This window comes from Oscillatoria sp. FACHB-1407 (genome assembly GCF_014697545.1).
Taxonomy (GTDB): Bacteria; Cyanobacteriota; Cyanobacteriia; order Elainellales; family Elainellaceae; genus FACHB-1407.
Map to the genome: position 1 here is coordinate 158947 of NZ_JACJSA010000009.1, position 21853 is coordinate 180799.

Annotated in this window: 13 protein-coding genes and 1 tRNA gene; 5 read left to right on the forward strand and 9 right to left on the reverse strand. The window is 48.9% G+C overall.

What is annotated here, in order from left to right; all coding sequences use genetic code 11:
• Positions 1 to 574: 574 nt before the first annotated feature.
• The 3 genes from H6G89_RS16615 to H6G89_RS16625 form a co-directional block, all read right to left on the reverse strand.
• Positions 575 to 647 (reverse strand) — tRNA-Glu (locus tag H6G89_RS16615).
• Positions 648 to 767: 120 nt separating this feature from the next.
• A complete protein-coding gene (locus H6G89_RS16620; protein ID WP_190508304.1) occupies positions 768 to 1046 on the reverse strand; it encodes an Npun_R1517 family heterocyst differentiation transcriptional regulator in 279 nt (92 codons plus the stop codon).
• A 977-nt stretch (positions 1047 to 2023) separates the two neighbouring features.
• A complete protein-coding gene (locus H6G89_RS16625; RefSeq protein WP_190508306.1) occupies positions 2024 to 2350 on the reverse strand; it encodes a DUF6464 family protein in 327 nt (108 codons plus the stop codon).
• A 189-nt stretch (positions 2351 to 2539) separates the two neighbouring features.
• Here H6G89_RS16625 and H6G89_RS16630 point away from each other — a divergent pair, with 189 nt between their 5' ends.
• Entirely contained in the window at positions 2540 to 3163 is a 624-nt protein-coding gene (locus H6G89_RS16630) for a hypothetical protein (RefSeq protein WP_190508308.1), read from the forward strand.
• Positions 3164 to 3388: 225 nt separating this feature from the next.
• Positions 3389 to 3967 (forward strand): deoxycytidylate deaminase, encoded by a 579-nt coding sequence (locus H6G89_RS16635; protein WP_190508310.1) that lies wholly within the window; start codon positions 3389 to 3391, stop codon positions 3965 to 3967.
• Positions 3968 to 3982: 15 nt separating this feature from the next.
• Here the strand turns inward: H6G89_RS16635 and H6G89_RS16640 are convergent, their stop codons facing one another.
• A complete protein-coding gene (locus H6G89_RS16640; RefSeq protein ID WP_190508312.1) occupies positions 3983 to 6106 on the reverse strand; it encodes an ATP-binding protein in 2124 nt (707 codons plus the stop codon).
• 1223 nt (positions 6107 to 7329) lie between these two features.
• Between H6G89_RS16640 and smc the strand changes: the two genes are divergently transcribed.
• The 3 genes from smc to H6G89_RS16655 all read left to right on the forward strand — a co-directional run bounded on the left by smc (position 7330) and on the right by H6G89_RS16655 (position 13413).
• The gene (smc, locus tag H6G89_RS16645; protein WP_190508314.1) at positions 7330 to 11076 is read left to right on the forward strand and encodes a chromosome segregation protein SMC; all 3747 of its coding nucleotides are present in this window, start codon (positions 7330 to 7332) and stop codon (positions 11074 to 11076) included.
• 114 nt (positions 11077 to 11190) lie between these two features.
• The gene (locus H6G89_RS16650; protein WP_190508316.1) at positions 11191 to 12180 is read left to right on the forward strand and encodes a PRC-barrel domain-containing protein; all 990 of its coding nucleotides are present in this window, start codon (positions 11191 to 11193) and stop codon (positions 12178 to 12180) included.
• 75 nt (positions 12181 to 12255) lie between these two features.
• Positions 12256 to 13413: an MSMEG_0565 family glycosyltransferase gene (locus tag H6G89_RS16655; RefSeq protein ID WP_190508319.1), complete on the forward strand. Its 1158-nt coding sequence runs from the start codon at positions 12256 to 12258 to the stop codon at positions 13411 to 13413.
• Between the two features lie 411 nt (positions 13414 to 13824).
• Here the strand turns inward: H6G89_RS16655 and H6G89_RS16660 are convergent, their stop codons facing one another.
• The 5 genes from H6G89_RS16660 to H6G89_RS16680 form a co-directional block, all read right to left on the reverse strand.
• Positions 13825 to 14250: a secondary thiamine-phosphate synthase enzyme YjbQ gene (locus tag H6G89_RS16660; RefSeq protein ID WP_190508321.1), complete on the reverse strand. Its 426-nt coding sequence runs from the start codon at positions 14248 to 14250 to the stop codon at positions 13825 to 13827.
• A gap of 10 nt (positions 14251 to 14260) precedes the next feature.
• Positions 14261 to 15343, reverse strand: coding sequence for a glycosyl transferase (locus H6G89_RS16665; protein WP_190508323.1), 1083 nt, complete (start codon positions 15341 to 15343; stop codon positions 14261 to 14263).
• Between the two features lie 162 nt (positions 15344 to 15505).
• On the reverse strand, positions 15506 to 15988 hold the full coding sequence (locus H6G89_RS16670; RefSeq protein ID WP_190508325.1) for a response regulator: 483 nt from the start codon (positions 15986 to 15988) through the stop codon (positions 15506 to 15508).
• A 37-nt stretch (positions 15989 to 16025) separates the two neighbouring features.
• Positions 16026 to 20471: a PAS domain-containing protein gene (locus H6G89_RS16675; RefSeq protein ID WP_190508326.1), complete on the reverse strand. Its 4446-nt coding sequence runs from the start codon at positions 20469 to 20471 to the stop codon at positions 16026 to 16028.
• 52 nt (positions 20472 to 20523) lie between these two features.
• The gene (locus H6G89_RS16680) at positions 20524 to 21810 is read right to left on the reverse strand and encodes a two-component system sensor histidine kinase NtrB (RefSeq protein WP_190508328.1); all 1287 of its coding nucleotides are present in this window, start codon (positions 21808 to 21810) and stop codon (positions 20524 to 20526) included.
• Positions 21811 to 21853 lie beyond the last annotated feature (43 nt).

Below are 21853 nucleotides of genomic sequence, written 5' to 3' on the forward strand. Positions count from 1 at the left end.
AAAGTTTCTGGAGACTTTAACTAACTCTTTATAAAGGCTTTTGGAATCCCCGTGAGGGCTGTTACCCCTCATCCCTAAAACCCCCTTGTAAATATTTTATGATTGAGAAACTTGGTGCTCTTTGATAGTTTTTGATGAGGGCTGTTACCCCTCACCCCCTTTAAATAGTCGTAAATCAATAACGATGAAAAGAGCAAATTTGATATTACTAACCAGATAATTTAAGTATTTGACTTTCAGGTTAAAGAGATGTTGTGCTGGTTGGCTGTCAAGATGCCCTAATTTAGGGAATTGATACAGCAATCCAACTGACTTGTGAGAGAAAAGGGGCTCCATCCTTTGGTTCACAAATACCTGCTTCTTAAAGATGATTTAGGACTGCTGTATTTCTCTTGCGTGAAGAAATGCATCGCGGATAGTTGCAAATAGTTTTCCAAAATCTAAAACATTCGGGAAGCCTCAACTGAAGACGGTTGAGTTGGTTATGAATACTAAAAATCCGCCATTCAATTGGGCTTGAAACCTCTGAATGACGGACTTGAGTTTTACTTGAACTATGGCTCTAACTGAGCTATACCCCCAGGGGAATTCGAATCCCCGTCGCCTCCGTGAAAGGGAGGTGTCCTAGGCCTCTAGACGATGGGGGCTCAAGAACTTGACCTTAATAAGGGTAGCTAACATTACTGAAGTTTGTCAACACCCTTGGCGAAATTTGGTCAGAATAATTTGCAAACGAGCCGGATACTGTTGCAATGGTGGGTTTTGACCTAAGCCAAGTCTCTGGAGTTGCGTAGACGAATCAACTGGCGACGCATTTGTGGCGAAGCATCCATCTCAGAAATTTCCTGTGCCTCAACCTGAACCTGGACAGGCTCTAGGTACTCATCAGACCCACAGGCGAAGGCATCAAGCAGCATCTCTAACAGTTGGTCGCGATCGCGCAGGGCACCTTTTTCTTCAATCAGCCTGAATTTGAGGTGAATTTCACAATCGTAAACACCGACTTCAGAATTAATAGGTTGATGCTCTAAAGAACTGGATTTCATTGGGGAAACAACACCTAGCGTGCTGCGATAAAAAGTCGTATTGGAGAAGCAACAAAGAATGTTGCGGATGCTTGCTCTAGAGATGAGTAAATTCTCTCTGAGAGGCAACTCTTTTAGCTGTGACCTAAGCTTTCGTTACCTAATGCTTAAGCTAACACTGCCTAAATCAGGAACAAATCCGCTAATTAGCTGAAATGGAATAAGCCAATAGAAATTTTTTAGTGACTCAAAAAGGTTTCCCTGTTCAATGTTGAAACTAAACTAACCAATTAAGAACTAATAAACTGAACATATCACTCTCAACTATCTATTAATAGACAATGACTATAAAGTCTCTGTAAGAAGTTGGGTGTGCCTTTACGACTGCTTCAAACAGCCCTGAAACAGGGCATTTGCAGATTTCAAGAATTACTTAAAAGTAGATGGTTTAACTACACAAAATTTGCAACTACTGATAGTAAACAATGTGTAAAAAGCTATTCCGTAAAACCTGGTAAGTATTATTGTTAGCTTTAGCACATCATAAAAGCATTTTTATACTCAGCTATTCTTTTAGTTTATGAGGAGAGTGGTAAGTCGCCAAAAAATGAGATGTAGCTAATGTCACTACTACTGAGATCCACGATGAAATAATCGGGCAATGTTGAAGTATTTAAAATTTTTTAGAGCTTCTTAGTTGCTACTTCTCAACGTTATCTTCAGTAATAATCCTATTTGAGATTGAATCCTATTCTCGTTTGATGGCTCCGCCAAAACTGGAGGTTTTAGAGCGAGTACATGACTGAACCCCTGTATTTATTTAAACAATGAAGTGATACCCAAAAACTGTAAAGTTTCGGATAATTATTGCTTTGCCAGCTTGGAAACAACAATTCAGTCAAGGCAATTCAGTCAAGGCAATTCAGTCAAGGCAATTCAGTCAAGGCAATTCAGTCAAGGCAATTCAGTCAAGGCAATTCAGTCAAGGCAATGGCCTTTTATTCTTCAACCGCCATGGATTGATCATCCCAAGAGCGGCTTTCGTAGGCAGAGCAGCCCTCACAAGGACCGATTGGATTGACCGCACAGCGGACGTAGCTTGATCGAGCGTTAAAGCGACAAGTTATATCTCCGATCATGTATCCAACCCCATCAATGTATTGGTGGTCGGGTGAGAGGCGAAGTCTTGGTAAGCCTCTGCGGTTCACTGAATTGAGGGCAAGACGGAGTCGGGCTTGAGTCCTGGCATCGGTCTGCCGCATGACCCAGACTGAAAATAGCGAAGGGGTTAAGCCAACAACGACGATTAGAAGTGCTTCTAACACGGGTTTCAGTTGAGAATTTGAACGTGATGTAGGCGAGCGATCGCTCCTTATCTATGGGTTATAGATCAATTTGAGGGCTTCTAGCTAGGGGGAAGCGGGACAGAGGTGTGAGGGTTTTTCTTTTTGTGTAAAAGCAACCGGATGCGATCGCTTGCTGGATGAAAAGTAGAGAAAATTCTTCCTTGAGCCATGCAAAAAACAATTTATTCCGTGGCAGCTTTAACCCCTGCATTGTTGATTGCAGGAGGCTTGAAACCAGCCCAAGCGCAAGAGGTTCCACAAAACGCCAGAACGCAACAACTCCATGCGATGTTGCAAGGGGCAGTATGCCGCAACGATTGGAATCAGGCATTGAGGGCGATTAATCCACTGATTGGAGCACCCGAAATCACCTCTGAGTCGCGATTGGAGTTAATTCAGTTTCGTTATCAATTGGAGAACTGGCGAGCTGCAAAATCTCAGATCACAAACATTCCAAACTGCGCTGGAGCAACAACCACCGTGAGGGAACTGCCGACTCGTAGAACCGTCGCCGCTCGGCAACAGTCCCAGGATGTCAGCGTGCAACAACTCTACGCGGCATTACAGGGGGCAGTATGCCGTAATGACTGGAATGGGGCTTTGGCGGTGATTAATCCGATGCTAGGTTCCCCTGACCTGACTTCAGATTATCGTCAGCAGTTGTTGCGATTCCGCTATCAGTTGGAGGACTGGCGAGCCGCAAGAAGCGTTGTAGAAAATATTCCCAATTGTAGTGGTGTGGCAATAACTCCTGAGCCGGAACAGATCGCCGCTGTGAACTGGGCAGGGTAGAGAGAAGGGATAAGGAATAAGGATTACGAGGACGCAGACAGAGGGTAGCGAGTGCGTAGGGAACGGGTGGATGTATAGATGCGTAGATGGGAATGCGCTCCGTCTACCCCTCGATGGTTGATTCCTGCAAGCGCATCAGGTTGTGTGAGAGCAATCGCGATCGCCTGGCGTATGGTTTAATGAATTCGATGTTGAGGCGATAACCGCTACGATTGAGCGACCCCCATGCAATCTGTACCGCACAATTCAGATTCCAGAAGACCCTCCTGGGATGAATATTTTTTGATGCTCGCTAAATTGGCGGCGACTCGGTCTACTTGTCTGGCTTTCCCGGTTGGGTCGGTAATCGTTAAAAACAAGCAGGTATTAGCAACGGGTTATAACGGCCCACCATCGGGGTCAGCGCACTGCGTGGCTCAGGGCTACTGTTATCCTGGGTTAAGCAGTTGTGATGCCAGTCGCGATCTGCCGTCGCGTGCGGTTCATGCTGAGGCAAATGCGATCGCCCAGGCCGCGAAACATGGTATCTCGACTCACGGAGCCAGCATTTATGTGACGCTAGAGCCGTGTTTGTACTGTTTGAAGCTGATTATTTCTGCCGGAATTCACGACGTTTTCTATGAAACCCCTTTCATGGGTGAAAAGAGCGCAACGGTGCGAGATTCGTTTGTCCTGGAGAATTTGATCCATCTTAAGCAGATTCAGCTTTCACAGGAGATTGCTGAACGGGCTGCTGCATCACTCCTGAAGTCAACCTCGGTCGTTGACCTGAATCGTAATGATGTACTGCGGACGCAAACATAACCTCTCCTAGGGGAGTTATGTAGTGACTGGCAAGGTGATCGTAAATGTTGTTACACCGTTTTTGCTCTGCGTGAAAATTTCTCCTCCCAGACGAAGAACTAATCGCTTGACAACTGCCAAACCCAATCCTGTGCCACGATAGTTCCAGGGGTTGGGGCGAGCAACTCGATAAAAAGTCTGAAAAATACGGTCTAACTCGTGCGACGGAATGTCGATTCCAGTATTTATCACACTCAAACTTAATTGTTGATGATCGAGGTGCAAGGTCGCGGTTACTGTGATGCTGTGATTAGGTGGAGTGTATTTGCAGGCGTTGTTGAGCAGTTCACTCATAACCCGCTCAAGGCTAGGCAGATGAGAGGTAATCATGGGTAGGTCGGGGTCTACCTCGCAAATCAAGGTTTGTAACTGTTTTGTGGCTTGCGCTACAAACCGCTCAGTGATTTGTGGCAGCCATTGTTGCAGATAGATAGGGGTTAACAGCAGTGGCTCTACGGAGTGTTCAGTGTTCTGAAAATCGAGCAAATCACTGATCAAGTTAAATTCTTGTTGCCACTCGTCATGTAACACTTGCAGATAACGTTCCATCCTTTGCCAGAGCAAATCCTGGGTCTGAGTGGGTAGCAACTCTCCATCGGCAGTCTTGAGCGATCGCACAATCCGTCGCAGCATCTCGATCGCCATCCGCATATTGGTTAGCGGTGTCCGCAGTTCATGGGAGATGGAGCTAAGAAATCCCTCCTTCAAGTGATGAACGGCTCGTAACTCTTCATCAATTTGGGGATCGGGTTGAATCTGTAACTGTTTTGGGGCGATCGCTGCCTGGCTCATCACTTGAGCCACTAACCCAGCCTGAGTCGCTGTCCACAACGCTTTAGAAGCGATTAACAAACCTACCTCACCAATGACCGTTTGCTGTCCTTCAATGGGGCAAACCACGATGTAGTGGTCTGAGTCCTGTAGACCGGAGTAGGGGGGTGGCAGAATCTCAGGAGACGGTGCGATCCAGTGATGTTTTTGAAAGAGGGGCAAATAAAACTGAGGATAGTCTCGCAGTGGAATCTCAGTGCCAACTGCCAGTAAAGGTAAAGCTGGCTCGTCTGAACGATAGTCACCAATGACAGTAGCCATCTCCTGCATGGAGTCATATAGGGCAACCCAACCGTAACTCAGATTAAGAGATCGTCCTAATTGGTGCAGGGTTGTGTTGAGCAGGGATTGCTCATCTGTCGGATGGGCTAGCTGTTGAAGAATGTGTTGCAGCGATTGGACACAGGCAAATCCGACCGAAAGTTGGCTTAGGGTGTGTTGCAGTTGAGCGGCTTGTTCTTGCAGTTGAGCCGTCAAAACGGCTTGATTGCGCTGCCAAATTCCCTCAGCTTGGAAGCGATCGCTTGTATCTTGAAACACCAACACGCTACCGATAATTTGACCCGTTTCATCTCGAATTGGCGTCGCTGTATCGCCGATTGGACGCTCCCGTCCATCCCGACTCCGCAGGATTGCCCGCTCTGGCAACTTCACCGCAGTGCCCCGTTGAATGGCGAGTAATAGGGGATTGTCTAACACTTCACGAGTATCAGCATGGATCAGGTGCAGAACGGTGGTTGCCAGTTGTCCCAAAGCGTCTTGCTGTCGCCATCCGGTCAGCCTTTCAGCCGTAGAGTTCATAAAAGTAATTGTGCCGTTGCAGTCGGTGGCGATCGTACCATCACCGATACTGGCTAACGTGGTTGCAAACCATCGTTGCATCCGTCTCGAAGCCTGTTCTAGCTGGTGGCGATGCAGGGTAATTTCGATTGTTGTTTGTAGGTCTTGCTCGCGCAGTGGTTTGACAAGGTAACCAAATGGGGCAGACAGTTTTGCCCGCTGGAGAGTCATAGCATCGGTGTAAGCCGTCAAATAGATTACCGGAACATCGTATCGAGTATAAATCTCCTCTGCTGCGGTCACTCCATCCATGTCACCTTTCAGGCGGATGTCCATGAGCACCAGATCGGGTTGATTGGCTTCAACTGCCCGAATGGCATCAGGTCCAGAAATGACGCTTGCAACAACCGTATGTGCCAATCTTGCTAATGCTTCTTGAAGGCTCCAAGCAACGACTTGTTCGTCCTCGACTATTACAATTTTCGCCATGGTCTCACTGCAACTAAACCCTCTGTCCTAATGACTACTCTTGTGCCCTCTCGCGCATATTTCCTTTATTGATATGAAATTCTGTACAGCACTTTGGGGTTGTCTTGTTTCTTGGAGAAAAAGAATCAAAAACAGTCAAGTTGAGTGTGGCGTCAGACAGCGTACGAATCAATTTGGCTCAGATTCCTTATAGAACAACATCAATTTAGTCAAAACAACTCCCAAGCAATAACTCTTTTCATGGCTGACCTGGGTTTATTAAATGAGGGTATAGTCATGGGTTTGAAGTTTAAGTGATGCTGCCCCTCGTACTGACATAACTCTCTTAGCCACTTACTTTAATTCAATTCAACTGCTCAACAAGAAGGGTATGATTCTCACAACAAAAAATATGTATTGACCATAGCACTAGTCAGCCGACGAATTAATTTGATTCGGTTGCTTCATAGATCACGCAAAACAAAATTTAATAACCTTAGATTACCCAGAGCGGCAACCTTAGCTATGGTCAACCCAAGCTTGTAGAGATGCTATCTGCTTCTGTATGTAGGTTTAAGTGATGCCATCCCTGATTCTTTGGATCTCTCAGTAGTTTACTGTATCTTTGTAGTCCAACGAGAAGGGTATTATCCACATCCTTGAAATTATGGAACCGTTTAAGTAGTTATGCGGATCTCTTATCAACACATCTTTCCTGGGAAGGCTAAAAACTTCTTGTTCGTACGATCTTCAAGGTTTATCTCAGCCAATTAACTTGGAAGCTAAGTCACTTCAGGCATGGGGAATCAAAGAAATGGGATACGTAACCCTAAAAGCAAAGTCTAGTATAAAAAAATACTTTGATGCCAATCGAATTCCAAAATCAAATGCAAAATTTGCAGCATTTGGTCAGGAACCGTGCTAAAAGAAGAAATTTTAGAACCTGATTTGTAAGGTGCTCTCCGGTTTCCTCAAACTTTCCATCGAAAAACTGGTAAATTGTTCCATTAAGTTAGTATATTTGTACTTAAGCTGTGTTATTGCATGAAACAACTCCTTTGGTTATCTACCAGATATCTGTCATCCCTGAAAAAATCGAGTATCTTTAACCTGACTATCCCTTGCAACGGACTACAGTTCTAACGGCAGCAGTTCGCTTTTAGTCTCTTCTAGCTCTCCTCTGCTTGCTGCTTAAGTGGTTTCTTCGTACCCCTGTCCTTAATTCCTCCGACTCTAGAGGTTTCGTGCACATCAAGCGCGTTGAACTGACTCACTTCAAATCTTTCGGCGGCACGACCCAAGTTCCCTTGCTGCCAGGGTTTACTGTGATTTCAGGACCCAATGGATCGGGCAAATCGAATATTTTGGATGCGCTTCTGTTTGCGTTGGGGTTGTCCGGTTCCAAAGGAATGCGGGCAGAGCGATTGCCTGATCTGGTCAATCAAAGCGTTGCCAGTCGTGGGCGATCAACTATTGAGGCTAGTGTTACAGCCACATTTGCCCTCGATGATGAAGATATTGCTCTTGCTTTGGAAACCGAAGAAGAGACACCCCTGCCAGACTTAGAGGACGAGCACGCAAACGGTAACGGATACGATGCTAATAGCAATGGGCATCAAAATGGTAATGGGACTGGCAATAGGACTGCCAACGGCAATGGCAATGGTAATGGTAATGGGCATAAAGCGGGAAAGCAACTGCCCCTTGATCCGGCTCTGGTGCCCTTTAACGAGTGGAGTGTGACGCGCAAACTCCGAGTGACACAGCAGGGTACTTACACCTCTAACTACTTCATTAACGGACAGCCCTGCACCCTCAACGAATTACACGAGCAACTGCACCGCTTTCGAATCTATCCCGAAGGCTACAACGTTGTATTGCAGGGGGACGTCACCAGTATTATCTCGATGCATCCCCGTGAACGCCGCGAAATCATTGATGAGTTGGCTGGGGTTGCCGCCTTTGATCGCAAAATTTCTCAGGCAAAAGAAAAATTAGATGCGGTTAAAGAACGTGAGGAAAAGTTTCGCATTGTCGAAAAAGAATTGATTGCCCAGCGCGATCGCCTCGCTCAAGATCGCCTCAAAGCCGAGAAATATCAGCGGCTACGGGGTGAGTTTCAGAACAAGAGCCAGTGGGAAGTGGTTCTGACCTGGCGACAACAACAGCAGGCAGCCCGGCAGTTGGAGGAGCAAATTCAGCAGGGCGATCGCACTCTGACGGAATACACGGCTCAATTAGGGACGTTGGCAATTGAAATCCAACAGGCGATCGCGGAGTTAGAGCAGTTAAACGCACGAGTCAAGGCACTGGGTGAGGACGAGCAGTTGGCACTGCAATCAACGCTGGCAACTCGTGAGGCAGAGTTGCGGCAGTTGCACCGCCAGGAACAGGAGTTAACCAACGCCAGTCGGGACACGACTGCTCAACTGGAACGGACGCAACGGGAGATTCAGGAACAGATTCAAGCTCTGAGCCAGTTGTCTCAGGAGAAAGCGGAAGGGGATCGGCTGATCACCTCGCTGGTGACAGAACGCGACCGCGCCCAGACCGAGTTAGACCAGAGCCGGGAGGCTGCCAATGCGATCGCCAACGCATCAGAAGCGTGGGTGCAAGAGCAAACAGCCCTGCGACATCAAATTGAGGCACTATTGCAGACGCTGGATCCTCAACGGGCGGAGCACGTCCGGTTACAGGAACGGCTGACGCAGTTACAGCAGAAGATTCAAGAGCAAACCCAAGCCCTGGAGGCGATCGCTCAAGATCTGGCAACGAAGCAAGCGCAGCACGCCGAGGCGGTTGAGGCTGAGAAACTCGCTACGATTCACCTGGACACCTTGCAGAAATTGCTTGCAGGTGCTGAACAAGAGGTTCAGATACAACAGGAAACCCAGGCTCGATTGCTCCAGGAACAGCGAGATAAGCAACGGCAACTGGACAAACTGGAAGCTCAGGCGCAAGCCATGCAGGAGGCTCAGGGGACTGGGGCAACGCAAGTCTTGTTACAGTTGGGGTTGCCGGGGGTCTGTGGTCTGGTGGCGCAGTTAGGGCGGGTTGATCCCCAGTATCAACTTGCGTTAGAGATTGCGGCGGGTGGACGGTTAGGCTATCTGGTCGTCGAGGATGATGGAGTCGCTGCCGCTGCGATCGAACTGCTGAAACAAAAGCGGGCGGGACGGGCAACCTTCCTGCCATTAACCAAAATTCGGGCACCCCAATTCAAGCCCATCCCCGCCTGGAACCGTCCTGATGGCTTCATTGACTATGCCACCAACCTGATCGACTGCGAAGACCGCTACCGCGAAATCTTTGGCTACGTCTTCGGCAGCACGGTGATCTTCTCGACGATGCAGCAGGCACGACAATACCTGGGGCAATACCGTATCGTCACCCTTGATGGGGAGTTGCTGGAAACCAGTGGAGCCATGACCGGAGGCAGTGTCTCCTCCCGATCGGGATCGTTGCGATTTGGCACAGTGCAGGCAGGAGAGTCGAGTGAAGCCATCAACCTCCGTAATCGCCTCAAGGTCATTGATCAGGTGCTGGCGCGCTGTCAGGAGGCACTGGCTCAAGCTGTTGTGACTGTTAAAGAGCGATCGCAGGCATTGAGCGATGCGCGTCAGCAACAACGAGAAGTGCAGATTCAGGCACAGCAATTGCACGGTGAAATTGAGAAGATGCAAGCCCAACAGGGGCAATTGCAAACTCAATTCACCCAAAACACGCAAGAGCTTAATACCGTTCAGGAACGGTTGCACACCCTGGAGCAGACTCTGCCCCAGCAGGAAGCCGAACTTGCCCACCTGCGTCAGGCATTGGCGGAGCTAGAGCAATCGCAGACTCACAGCGAGTGGCAGCAAATGCAAGCCACGATTCGTACACGGGAGACACACCTGAGCGATCGCCAACTGGCTCTGCGAACGGCGGAACAACGGCTACAGGATTTCGAGATTCAACATCAGCGCATTCAGGAAAAAATCGAGCAATATCAACAACGGGTACAGGACTACCGGACACAGCAAACCACCCAACTCAATCAAGATGCTGACCTGAAACGCCAGATTGGTGAGATGCATCAGCAGATCGAGCAAATCCGGGTTGGGTTAGCCACCCTGGAGCAGACACTTGCCGCTGAAAAGCAGGAGCGCGATCGCACCGAACGACAACTGCGCGATCGCCAGAGTACTCACCAACAGACGGAGTGGCAAATTCAGAAGCTCCAGGAGAGCCAGCACGAACGTCGTCAAGAGCTATCTGCGCTACAGACACAATTGCAAGAGCGGCAGGCAGAGTTGCCCGATCCCCTGCCGGAGGTGCCGGAGACGGTGGATCTGACCCAGTTACAGCACGAGTTGCGATCGCTGCAAAAACGTCTGCAAGCGATGGAACCCGTCAATATGCTGGCATTGGAGGAGTACGATCGCACCCAGGCACGTCTGGACGACCTCAGCCAAAAGCTGGGCACGTTGGAAGAGGAACGGACAGAACTGCTCCTCCGGATTGAAAATTTCACCACTCTCCGTCAGCGTGCCTTTAAGGAGGCGTTTGATGCGGTGAACGAAAACTTCCAGACCATCTTTGCGGAGTTGTCCGATGGAGATGGCTACCTGCAACTGGATGATCCCAACAACCCTTTTGAGGGAGGGTTAAATCTGGTGGCTCACCCCAAAGGCAAGCCTGTCCGTCGCCTTGCCTCCATGTCCGGGGGCGAAAAATCCCTGACTGCCCTCAGTTTTATTTTCGCGCTGCAACGCTATCGCCCGTCACCTTTCTACGCCTTTGACGAGGTCGATATGTTTTTGGATGGGGCAAATGTGGAGCGATTAGCTAGAATGATTAAACATCAGGCACAGCAGGCACAGTTTATTGTTGTAAGTCTACGTCGCCCGATGATTGAGTCTGCTCAGCGCACAATTGGCGTAACTCAGGCTCGCGGGGCGTATACTCAAGTCTTAGGACTAAACTTACAACCGCAAAGTGCCTCTTTGTGATGTGCTGCCTCGTGCGACACAGTTCTGTGACATAGTTCTTTGTAACTCTGTATATTGATTTCTATCAGTATTCGCAGTATTGATATTCCAGCCTTCGAGATTTAGGACTCGAAAATGACATCTGAACGATTTTTACAACGCTCTGACCTTTTAGGAACTCAAGTTATCACTCGCGATCGCGGCAAACGCCTTGGCGTGGTCAGTCAAGTCTGGGTCGATGTAGACCGACGAGAAGTGGTTGCCATCGGGATGCGAGAGAGTATGCTGTCTGGAGTCCTATCGGGGATTCAGCAAACCATGCTGCTCGACAGTATTCGCGAGATCGGGGATGTCATCTTGGTGGATGACGATACGGTGATTGAAGATGACTTCAACGTAGATATTTACAGCGGCTTAATCGGTAGCGAGGTCATTACCGAGACGGGTGAGCTACTTGGCAAAGTTCGGGGCTTCAAGTTTGATGCTGATGATGGTGCCCTTGAATCCATCACGATCGCCTCCTTTGGTCTGCCACAGATTCCCGATCAATTGATCAGCACCTATGAACTCTCAATCGACGAAGTGGTCAGTAGCGGACCCGATCGCCTGATTGTGTTTGAAGGGGCAGAGCAAAAAATGCGCCAACTGACCGTCGGCGTCTTGGAACGAGTGGGCATTGGTAAGCCTCCCTGGGAGCGAGACGACGAAGAAGAATACATCATGCCAACCTCGGTTTCTAACCAGTTGGGCACGGGGTTGAAAACATCGGCAAACCAATCGACTCGGAATGCAACGACCGCTACCCGCGAAACCTGGGATGACGACAACTGGAACGATGCTCAACCGCGTCGCCAGATTGAGCGGGAGCCACTGCGTCAGCGTCAGCCTGAGCCGACCTACTATGACGATGAAGATAACAACTGGAACGACGCACCCGAAGAAGAATACGAATACGAGGAACTCCGTCAAGAGCAGGCGTATGAACCCAAATACGCTGTGCAGTATGATGAAGTGCTCGAAGACGCCTGGGGAGACGATGACAATCCAAAACCCTATCGCGGTCCTCAAGTAAATATTCCAGAACGCAAGAAAGTGGTGGAATACGAAGAAGAAACCGATTACTAATCGCTTTAGAAGTCCTCAGAAGTCGGAGTTTTTCCAAAAACTCCGACTTCTATTTATTGGATTAGGCATAGAAACGTGCGGATCGCTTTACTGACCTACTCCACAAAGCTGCGTGGTAGTGTCGTTCACACTCTGGAATTAGCAGAGGCATTGCACGATTTGGGGCATGATGTAACGGTCTATGCTCTGGACAAAGACGGCAAAGGCTTCGATCGCCCCCTTTCCTGTCATCAACGTCTGATTCCTGCTGCCCCTGCCCCTGCTGATCTAGATAGACTGATTCAGCAACGCATTCACGAATTTGTAGTAGCTCTGGAGCAAGACCTCAGAAGCGATGCTCTGGATGTGTACCATGCTCAAGATTGCATTGGGGCAAATGCGCTGGCGATTTTGCGTCAACGGCAACTGATTCCCCACTTTGCCCGGACGGTTCACCATATTGAAGATTACAGCAGTCTTTATCTCCAGCAGTGCCAGGATCGCTCCATTCGAGAAGCTGATCTGTGCCTGTGTGTCAGCCAGGAGTGGCAGCAGGAATTGCACCGCCAATATCAGATCGAGGCTCCTCGCGTGTATAACGGAGTGAATCTGAACCGCTTTTCGCCAGAGGTTAATGGTGTTGAATCTGAGGTTAAGCAGCGGTTTGGTTTACAGGGGTTGCCGCTCTACCTCACTATCGGTGGCATCGAACCCCGGAAAAACTCGATCGCCCTGCTTCAGGCGTTTGCCCAGGTGTTGCCCCATCAACCCCAGGCACAACTGGTAATCGCTGGAGGCTCAACCTTATTTGACTATCACACCTACCGGGACGAATTCTTTGCCAATGTTCAGGCACTTGGCATCCCAGATGCTGCCCTGGTGGTTACGGGAGTTATTCCCGATCGCCTGTTACCTGTCCTGTACCGAACTGCCGATGCCTTCGTCTTTCCCTCCGTCAAAGAAGGTTGGGGTCTGGTGGTCTTAGAGGCGATCGCTTCTGGTCTTCCCGTTGTCACGTCCAATCAACCCCCCTTCACTGAATTTCTCTCACCAGAGCAAGCCTTGCTCGTCGATCCTCTCTCTCCTCAAGCGATCGCCCAGGCCATGTTGGCTGTAACCCGTCCCGAAGTGACGCGATCGCTGGTGCAGCAAAGCCAATCGGTTCTATCCACCTATACCTGGGTAGCGTCGGCACAAGTGCATCTGCGCCATTATGCCCAGTTGTTGAAGGATAAAGGAAAGGATGAAGGATGAAGGCTAAAGGATGAAGGCTAAAGGATGAAGGATGAAGGATAAAGACTAAAGGATGAAGGCTAAAGGATGAAGGATAAAGGATGAAGGATGAAGGATAAAGACTAAAGGAACGTGAATTCGGGATAAGGATTTCGGCGGTTAAAACCGCCGCTATCAGAGCAAAACCGACCTGCGTCGGTTCGTCAAACCTTGATTTTCCGTAGTTCGCGTCGGCGGACTTCGCTCTAGTAGCCGCGAATTCATTCGCCGGGCTCTTAAACTGAACTGACGTTAAAGGATGAAGGCTCAAGGATAAAGGCTGACGGATAAACTCAAGGATAAAGGCTGACGGATAAAAAGGATGAACAATGAAAAGGAAAAGCGGCGATTCTTTTTTCTCTCTTCATTTCCCTTTTATCCTTTATCCTGCGTTTATCGTTCTTTCTCGCCCCACACATGCACAACCAACTCCCGCAGGTGACTGCGATCGCGATGTTCCCACACGTAGATGCCCTGCCAGGTGCCCAGCACTAGCCTGCCGTTGTTGATGGGAATTTGCTCCGAGGTATGGGTCAAGACGCTGCGGATGTGGGCGGGCATATCGTCGGGTCCCTCAGCGTTATGAATATAGTCGTAGCCGTCGGGCACCAGTTTTGCCATGAAATTGGCGAGATCCTCTAGAACATCGGGGTCGGCATTTTCTTGAATAATCAAACTGGCGGAGGTGTGGCGGAGAAATAGATTACACATTCCGATCTGAATGCCAGATTCGGCAACAATGGTTGCCACTTTGGAGGTGATTTTGTGTAGCGATTTGCCGTTGGTTTGAATGCGGAGTAACTGTTGGAAGTGGGGCATGGAAGTTGGGTTAACTAGCAGCAAAGAAGTCTACGATAGCGTGGGCGATCGCCTCATTGCCGTCTTTAGCGATCGGTTCTGTCTTACGAGGGGGGTGCATTGGCTCCTGCAAAAACTGCCAATCCCCTTGAAAAAACTCTTTAGATTCTAAAATGCGGTGACTGGAGTAGTCTTGCATTCCAGCTAGCAAGACGGGAGCTTCGGCAAAATCATCGCGAGTAACGGACACGATCGGCACATCCAGGCGACAGGCTTCGGAGAAAGTACCGTAGCCCGGCTTAGAAACGATGCGACTGCACAACGGCATAAAATCGACCGGGCGGTAGCTCTGATCAGTGATTTGTAAAAGATTGGGCAGTTGAGGAGCGTTGCGGTCGAAGGTGATGAACTGCCAATCAGGAAACTGTGCCAGATTGTGATATGGAATCTGCTCAATTCCCAAGCCACCAAAGGTGAGCAGCACAGTTTTGTCCAATGGGGTTGTGAGCGAAAACTGCGCCTGAATCTCTGCTGCGGTGTGGCGAGGGGTTCCTCCCGTAAGTCCTACATCTGTGATGGTGGGAAATGCACTCATCGGCTCGTGAAAAGGCAGTCGAAACAGGCGATCGCACTTGTTAAAGCATGCCGCAATCCAGTCGGCGATCTCAACGAACTCACCCCCCCAAGCCCGATAGATAAAATCCCAGCCAAAGTTACTCATCATCCAACAGGGGACTCCTGCGGCTTGAGCGATCGCCGCGGCTAACGGGGGGATATCAGCCAACACCAACCCCACCCGATTTTGCCGAATGAAGTTGACCTCACTGGCAATCAGCGATCGCTCCTGTGATTTGATCTGCCGTAATTTTTCGAGTGTGGCAGACTTGTCCATCGTCAGGCTGTCGCGTTGCACCACCCCAATGTCAAAAGCACGGGGACGATGAATGAAATCCCCTTGAATGTAGGACTCCAGCAACCAACGGGGAGCCGTCGTCACCAGGATCAGCAATAACTCAGGGAATTGTCGTTGTAGCTCAGCCACAACAGCCGCTGTTCGTGTTGCATGACCAAAGCCGTGATTGGTGATAGCAACATACAAAATTGGTTGAGGCATGAGGGTTCAGAAAAATGAGTCCACCATATTCTATAGCGGTTGCTACAGCAGGGGTGAGACTGAGGGGTGAAGTGCTGAGGACTGAAGGAGAGATGCAGATGGGTGAATTGAGCCTGGAGCGATAAGGAATGGAAGATGCCTCCTGAAACGCGATCGCTATTCCTAAGCTGGAGCATTAAACATTTTTGCGGCGAGTTGGTCGTACATCGCTTTTGCCTGGAGCAGCTCTTCCTCCAGGTGTTTTAACTTCTTGCGTTGCTGCTGAATGGTGATGTGGTGTTTGACACGCGCCAGCACCTCCAACCCCTGAAAGGGTTTTGTGACATAATCTGCTCCGCCCATGGTAAATGCTCTAACCTTATCGTTGACATCATCCAGGGCACTCAGAAAGATGATAGGGATATCACATGTGTCGGGACTGGATTTTAGACTGGCACAGACTTCATACCCATTCATTTGTGGCATTTGAATGTCTAGCAGGATTAAATCAGGCACTTCAGCCTGAACTGCTTTGAGGGCAAACATGCCACTGGTCGCTTTGCGAACTCGATAACCTTCATGACTCAAGAGTGAACTAAGAACCTGGAGGTTGTTCGGTTGGTCATCAACAATGAGGATATTCGTATTTTCCAAAGACTGGATCATTTTTCCGGGTGGGAGAAAAGTGCTACGGCTTGAGTTATTAGTTATAGTTCCCCTCCAGGATCGACAAGATGCGGTCAAACTCAAATCGGTAAGTTAAGTTACGCAATTCTGCGGCTAGTTCGCTGTGATTGTCTGAAAACTGCTGCAACAGATTTAGAATGGCGGCGTCATCTCCGGTACAGGTGATTTGATAAAGTTGCTCTCGCCAGGAATCGGGCACAGATGCTAAAGCGGAGGCGAAATCGAAGACCTGAGCCGGAGCCACTTGAGGTTCAGCCTCAGCGTAGACGTAGTTGAGATCGAGGTGTTGAGCGAGCTTGTCTAACAGTTCATTGGTGCGGAAGGGCTTTCTCAAAAAACTATTGCATCCCAGTGTGAGGGCGCGATCGCGATCGGTTTGAAAGACGCTGGCAGAGAGGGCAATAATTTGAGTTGGGGTCGAAGTAGCTGCGGCTTCCTCCTGAAGTCGAATCTGGTGTGTGGCTTCCATGCCATTGAGAAACGGCATCCGAATGTCCATTAAGATCAAATCGGGGTGCCATTCCTGCCATAGGGCGATCGCTTCTTCACCATTGGCTGCCGTTTCTACCAGAAAACCAATCGGTTCTAGAAGTTTGACCAGTAATTCCCGGTTTTCAGGCTGATCGTCTGCCACAAGAATACGGTAAGTGTTCTGATTGTTTTGCAAGCCAATCACTAAGCGATCGGGGGTTATGGGTTGTTCCTCTAAGGTTTCACCTAACTGAACAACGACATCTAAGGTGAAGGTACTACCGCCATCAAGGATGCTGCTGACGGAAATAGTACCGCCCATTAGCTCAGCAAATTTGCGGCTGAGGGTCAGCCCTAAGCCTGTCCCTTCTGTTAATTTTTTGCCAGAACTGGTTTGTTCAAAGGCTTCAAAAATGCGATCGATGTCGGTGGGAGCGATGCCAACCCCGGTGTCCTGGATTTCAAACCGCAGGGGACAGTAAATCAACGGAATAGGGGAATCAGAACAGGGTTGGGTGGCTGGTGTGGCTGTGTGGTTCAGCCGTCTAACGCGCAATGTCACCCGCCCCTGATCGGTAAATTTAATCGCATTGCCGATTAAGTTAATCAGAATTTGCCGTAGTTTACCGGGGTCAGCAATGATGATTTGGGGAATGTCGGGGGCAACTTCGACCTTGAGCTCAATGCCTTTTAAGGTCGCCCGGATTTGTAGCATGGCATCTACTGTCTGAATTAAGCTCCTCAGATTAAAGCTACTTTCAACGAGTTCCAGATGTCCTGCTTCAATTTTGGAGAGATCGAGAATGCCGTTAATTAATCCCAGCAAGTGTTCACCACTGCGATTGATAATTTCGAGATTGCGTTTTTGTTCTGCATTGATGCCAGCGTCTCGTTGCATGATTTGGGCAAACCCCAAAATCGCATTGAGTGGTGTACGGAGTTCATGACTCATACCTGCCAGAAAAGAGCTTTTGGCACGATTAGCTGCTTCTGCGGAGTCTTTAGCTTGCTGAAGGGCAGCTTCTGCGTGTTTGCGATCGCTAATGTCCACCGCAGAGCCGATAATGCCCTGCACCTGTCCCTGGGTATCCAGCAGGGGTTTGATGATGGTTTGATACCAGTGGGTTGTGCCGTGCACATCAACAATAGCTGTGTCTGGAAATACTTGTGTCTCAAGGGTTTGCATCACTACTTGATTGCTTCTGGTAAATTCCTCGATTTGTTGAGGATCTGTGTTGAAGTCAACATCTCGCTTACCCAGCATCTCTGCAATGGGTTTACCATAAATCAGCGTGCAAGCTTGATTAAGTAGTAGGAAGCGACCCTCAGTGTCTTTAACAAAGATGGGATAGGGGCAGACATCGACGATATTTTTGAGGAATTCCTGTTGGGCTTGCAGTTGAGCTTCCATCTGCTTGCGATCGCTAATGTCTCGAATCAGGAATAGCAACTGACCATCGACAGTGGGCATCACCCGCACCTCCTCATACTGCCAGGTGTCCTTCAGATGGATTGCTTGCTCATAGGTTTGCAGATCTCCTGTGGTGAGGGCTTGACGAATGTGATGCATATGTCGTTCAGCAACATCCGCAGGCAGGGTTTGAGAAATATTTTTACCGACTGGGTTCTCCCGCTCTGACACTAAATCGATGAAGTGGTAGTTTGTTCTGAAATAGTTGAGATAGGTGCCAGTCTCATCCAGACAAAACATCAAATCGGGTAGGGCTGCAACAATTGCCTGGTTTTGGGCTTCACTTTCTCGCAGTGCAGCTTCAATCTGTTTGCGTTCTGTAATTTCTTGTTCCAATGCCTGGGTGCGATCGTGGACTTCTCGCTCCAGAGCGAGGTTATATTCCTCTAATAAATTAGCAACCCATTTGCGTTCGGTCGCATCGACGATGATGCCATCCCAAACCAAATCTCCGTTGGGCAGTCGGTCAACGCAGGATTGCACTTGGATGTATTTACATTGCCCTGAAACGGTGGTCAACCGCAACTCAATTGGACGTTGTTGCAGCGTGTGGATGCCCAGATCGAGCGACTGCCGCAAAACAGCCACATCATCAGTGTGTAACAGTGACCACAAGGCTTGTTCATCTTGTAGAACAGCCTCTGGATCAACTTCAAAAATCTCTCGACATCGGGGGCTAACGTAGGCAAATTGCGATCGCCCATCGGCATGAACAATGTAGCGATAGAGCATTCCCGGTACACTTTCGGCAATTCGACGAAACTGGGCTTCTTGCTCTCTCAGAGCAGCTTCGGCTCGCTTACGCTTGGTAATGTCCTGAAATGTTGAAATAGCATAGATGACCTCTCCCTCAGCATTCATAACGGGAATGGCGCGGCTCTCTAGCAACACTACCTGTCCGTTCTGTTGGTGAATCTCCAGATCATCAACGAGCACCGTTTCTCCTTGCAGTGCTCGCAGGAGAGGAAGTTGGTCTGGGGGATAGGGCTGTTGAGTACCTGCCTGATAAACTGGGTAATTCTTCAGTTGATCTAGTAACTCATTGGGGTTGGCTTTTAGCTCTAAAAGGCGTTGTCCTGCCTGATTGAGATAGCTATCTTGACTGTCGCCGTTACGTTTTAACATGATCACCCCAATGGGCAAAGCCTCAAGAATTTGGCTCAACTGAGCTTGCTTGTAGGTCAATGCCTGATTGAGTTCATGTTTTTCTGCGAATGTTTTTCTAAGTTGGCTGACCATGTGGTTAAACGATCGCGCCAAATCCCCTACTTCATCATTGCGGGTCAAGTTAATTGATTGTTCCCAGTCGCCATTAGCGATTTTTTTGGCACCTACATTGAGTTGGAGGAGTGGTTTTGTAATGCGGCGGGCGGTGAGAACACCGACCTGGGTTGCAATGCCCAATGCGATTAAACTCAACCACACTGTGACGTGAGTGTTGCTCTCGATCGGTGCCATAAAGTCAGACTCTGGCACAACGACCACAATTAGCCAGTCCAGCCCGTAATCATCCTGGAAGGGAACGACTTGTACCAGTTGGTTGCCGTTGTGATCAAAGCTAAATTGTTGAGCAGATTGAATTTGATGCAGATCTCCAAACCGTTGCAGTAGGTGATTTGCGGTTTCTGCGACTAGCCAGTTTTGACTTTGAGTTGCAGGTAGTCGTTGGGCAGATTCTCCTTCGCCTGTTAAGAGAGCTTCTTCATCAGCAGTAGAGCTAGACACTAACAAGCCCGATCGCTCAATGATGAAAGTTTCTCCAGATTTACCAATGCTGAGTTGACTGAGAAATGTATCTAACTCCACCGACAACAGAAAATCAGTAGCACAGACTCCTACCAGATTCCCGTCCCAATCATAGACAGGTTCACTGGCCGTAATGACTGGCACCATATCATCAAAATCAAGGTAGATCTCACTCCAGGTCGCTGATCCTTTTGTTTGGGCTGCAATATACCAGGGACGCTGGCGAGGATTATATTGCCGTTCTAGCGTGCGATCGGTTACAACAATGTCTTCAGCTGCATTGACATAGGCGTAGTTGAAGTAATAGTTGGTGGCAGGATTGCTGTATTGAATTTGGAGAGACAAATTGGAGGTTGAATTGTTGTGCCCCACTCCCATAAAAGCCCCATCGGATTGTCTACCGCAATAGACCAGATTAGTTGCCGGGAAGTTTTTTGCCTGTTGCCAAAAGGAGCGAGCATCCTCCAGACGAGTCAGGTCGAGCTTGCCTTCTGCTAAGGCGATCGCATTCATGCCGTTGATGAGAAATGGAGCCTCAACATAGCTCCTGAGCTGTTGCTGAATCCGCTGACTAAGCTCTTGTCGCAGTTGAGATGAAATTTCGCTGACGCTCTCACGCCCATTCTTGAATGAGAGATAACCGACTAACCCGACTGTTGCTGCCATTTGTACGATAAAGGGCACAACTAACCAGAACCGCAGCGATGTCTTGCGGGAACCCATATTCAATCCTTTGAGCGAAACCTGCGTGAGTTGCTGTGATAGAGTTCCCAAAGACTTGGTGGTGCTAGCAGGTTTGGTATGGATTTCCCGAAAGATTGATTTATTACTTTTGAGGTAGCTGGACTGTGACCGTGGTTCCCAGGTCGGACTGGGATTGAATCTGTAACGTGCCGCTGTGAGCTTCGACAATGCGCCGGACGACTGCCAAGCCCAGTCCGTTTCCAGAGGATTTTGTGGTGAAAAAAGGAGTCCCCAATTTTGCTAACTGACTGGCTGGAATTGGGGTTCCACCGTTGTGGACACTGATCAAAACCTGAGTTTCATCTGCTTGAAGGCGACAGGTAATGGTTGCTCCTACCTCAACGGCTTCGCAAGCATTTTTGATCAGGTTGATAAAGACTTGTTTTAGTTTGTCGCGATCGCCCACTATCCTTACAGGGGTTAACTCTGGAGTGAATTGAATCAAATGTTCTGTGAGCGTCGGAAGATGGCGCAACCCTTCTAAAACCTCTGTCAAAAAAGCATTCAACTCCAGTTCGCAATAATTCAAACTGGGTTGTTTGGCGTAGAGCAAAATTTCATTCAACAAGCGTTGCAAGCGTTCAGCATCTTCTACGGCAAGTCCCAGTTGAAGTTGCGCTTTTTGGGGTAACTCAACGCCCTGTAGGGCTGTTAGCCCCATTAGCACCGTAGTTAAGGGATTACGAACCTCGTGCACGATCATAGCTGCCAGTTCACCAATTTCAGCCAGACGCGCCATCGCCTGTTCGGCTTGCTTGCGTTCTGTGATGTCGCGTACTAAAGCCAGTTCGAGCGATCGCCCCCCCGACTCAAAGATACACACGGTTGCTTCTACTGGAAACACCGTGCCATCCTTGCGGCGATGCTGACTCTCTAGCCGGGTTGGAGTCCCAAAAATCAGGTTTTGCCGAAAGGTAAACAACTCATCCGCCGTAAACTTGACATCAAAATCTGGCGTGCCAAGGGTTAGTAGTTCCTCATAGGAGTAACCCAGATTCTCACATGCCTGTCGATTGGCATCCAAAATACGACCGTTTGCCGGATCAATGAGTAAAAAAGCATCGCCCGCATTTTCAACCAGCAATCTAAAGCGAATTTCGCTTTGTCGGAGTGCTTCCTCAATCTGTTGTCGCTCTCGAATTTCAGCTTGTAGTTGTTCGTTGGTGTGTTGCAGTTCGGCTGTGCTCTGTTGAATGCGTTGCTCTAATTGGCTGTTGGCTTGCAGCAATTGCGACTGAGCAATCCAGAGATCATGAGTGCAGCGGATGACCTCTGTTGCTAACATCTGCACCTCTGGTTCTAATACCTGACTTACCTGTTGCTGATTCAGCGGGTATTGATTAGAAACAGAGTTGTTGCTTGTAGCCATAGGATTCTCATTGAGCAGAACCGTAGGGGCAGGTACTCGTAAT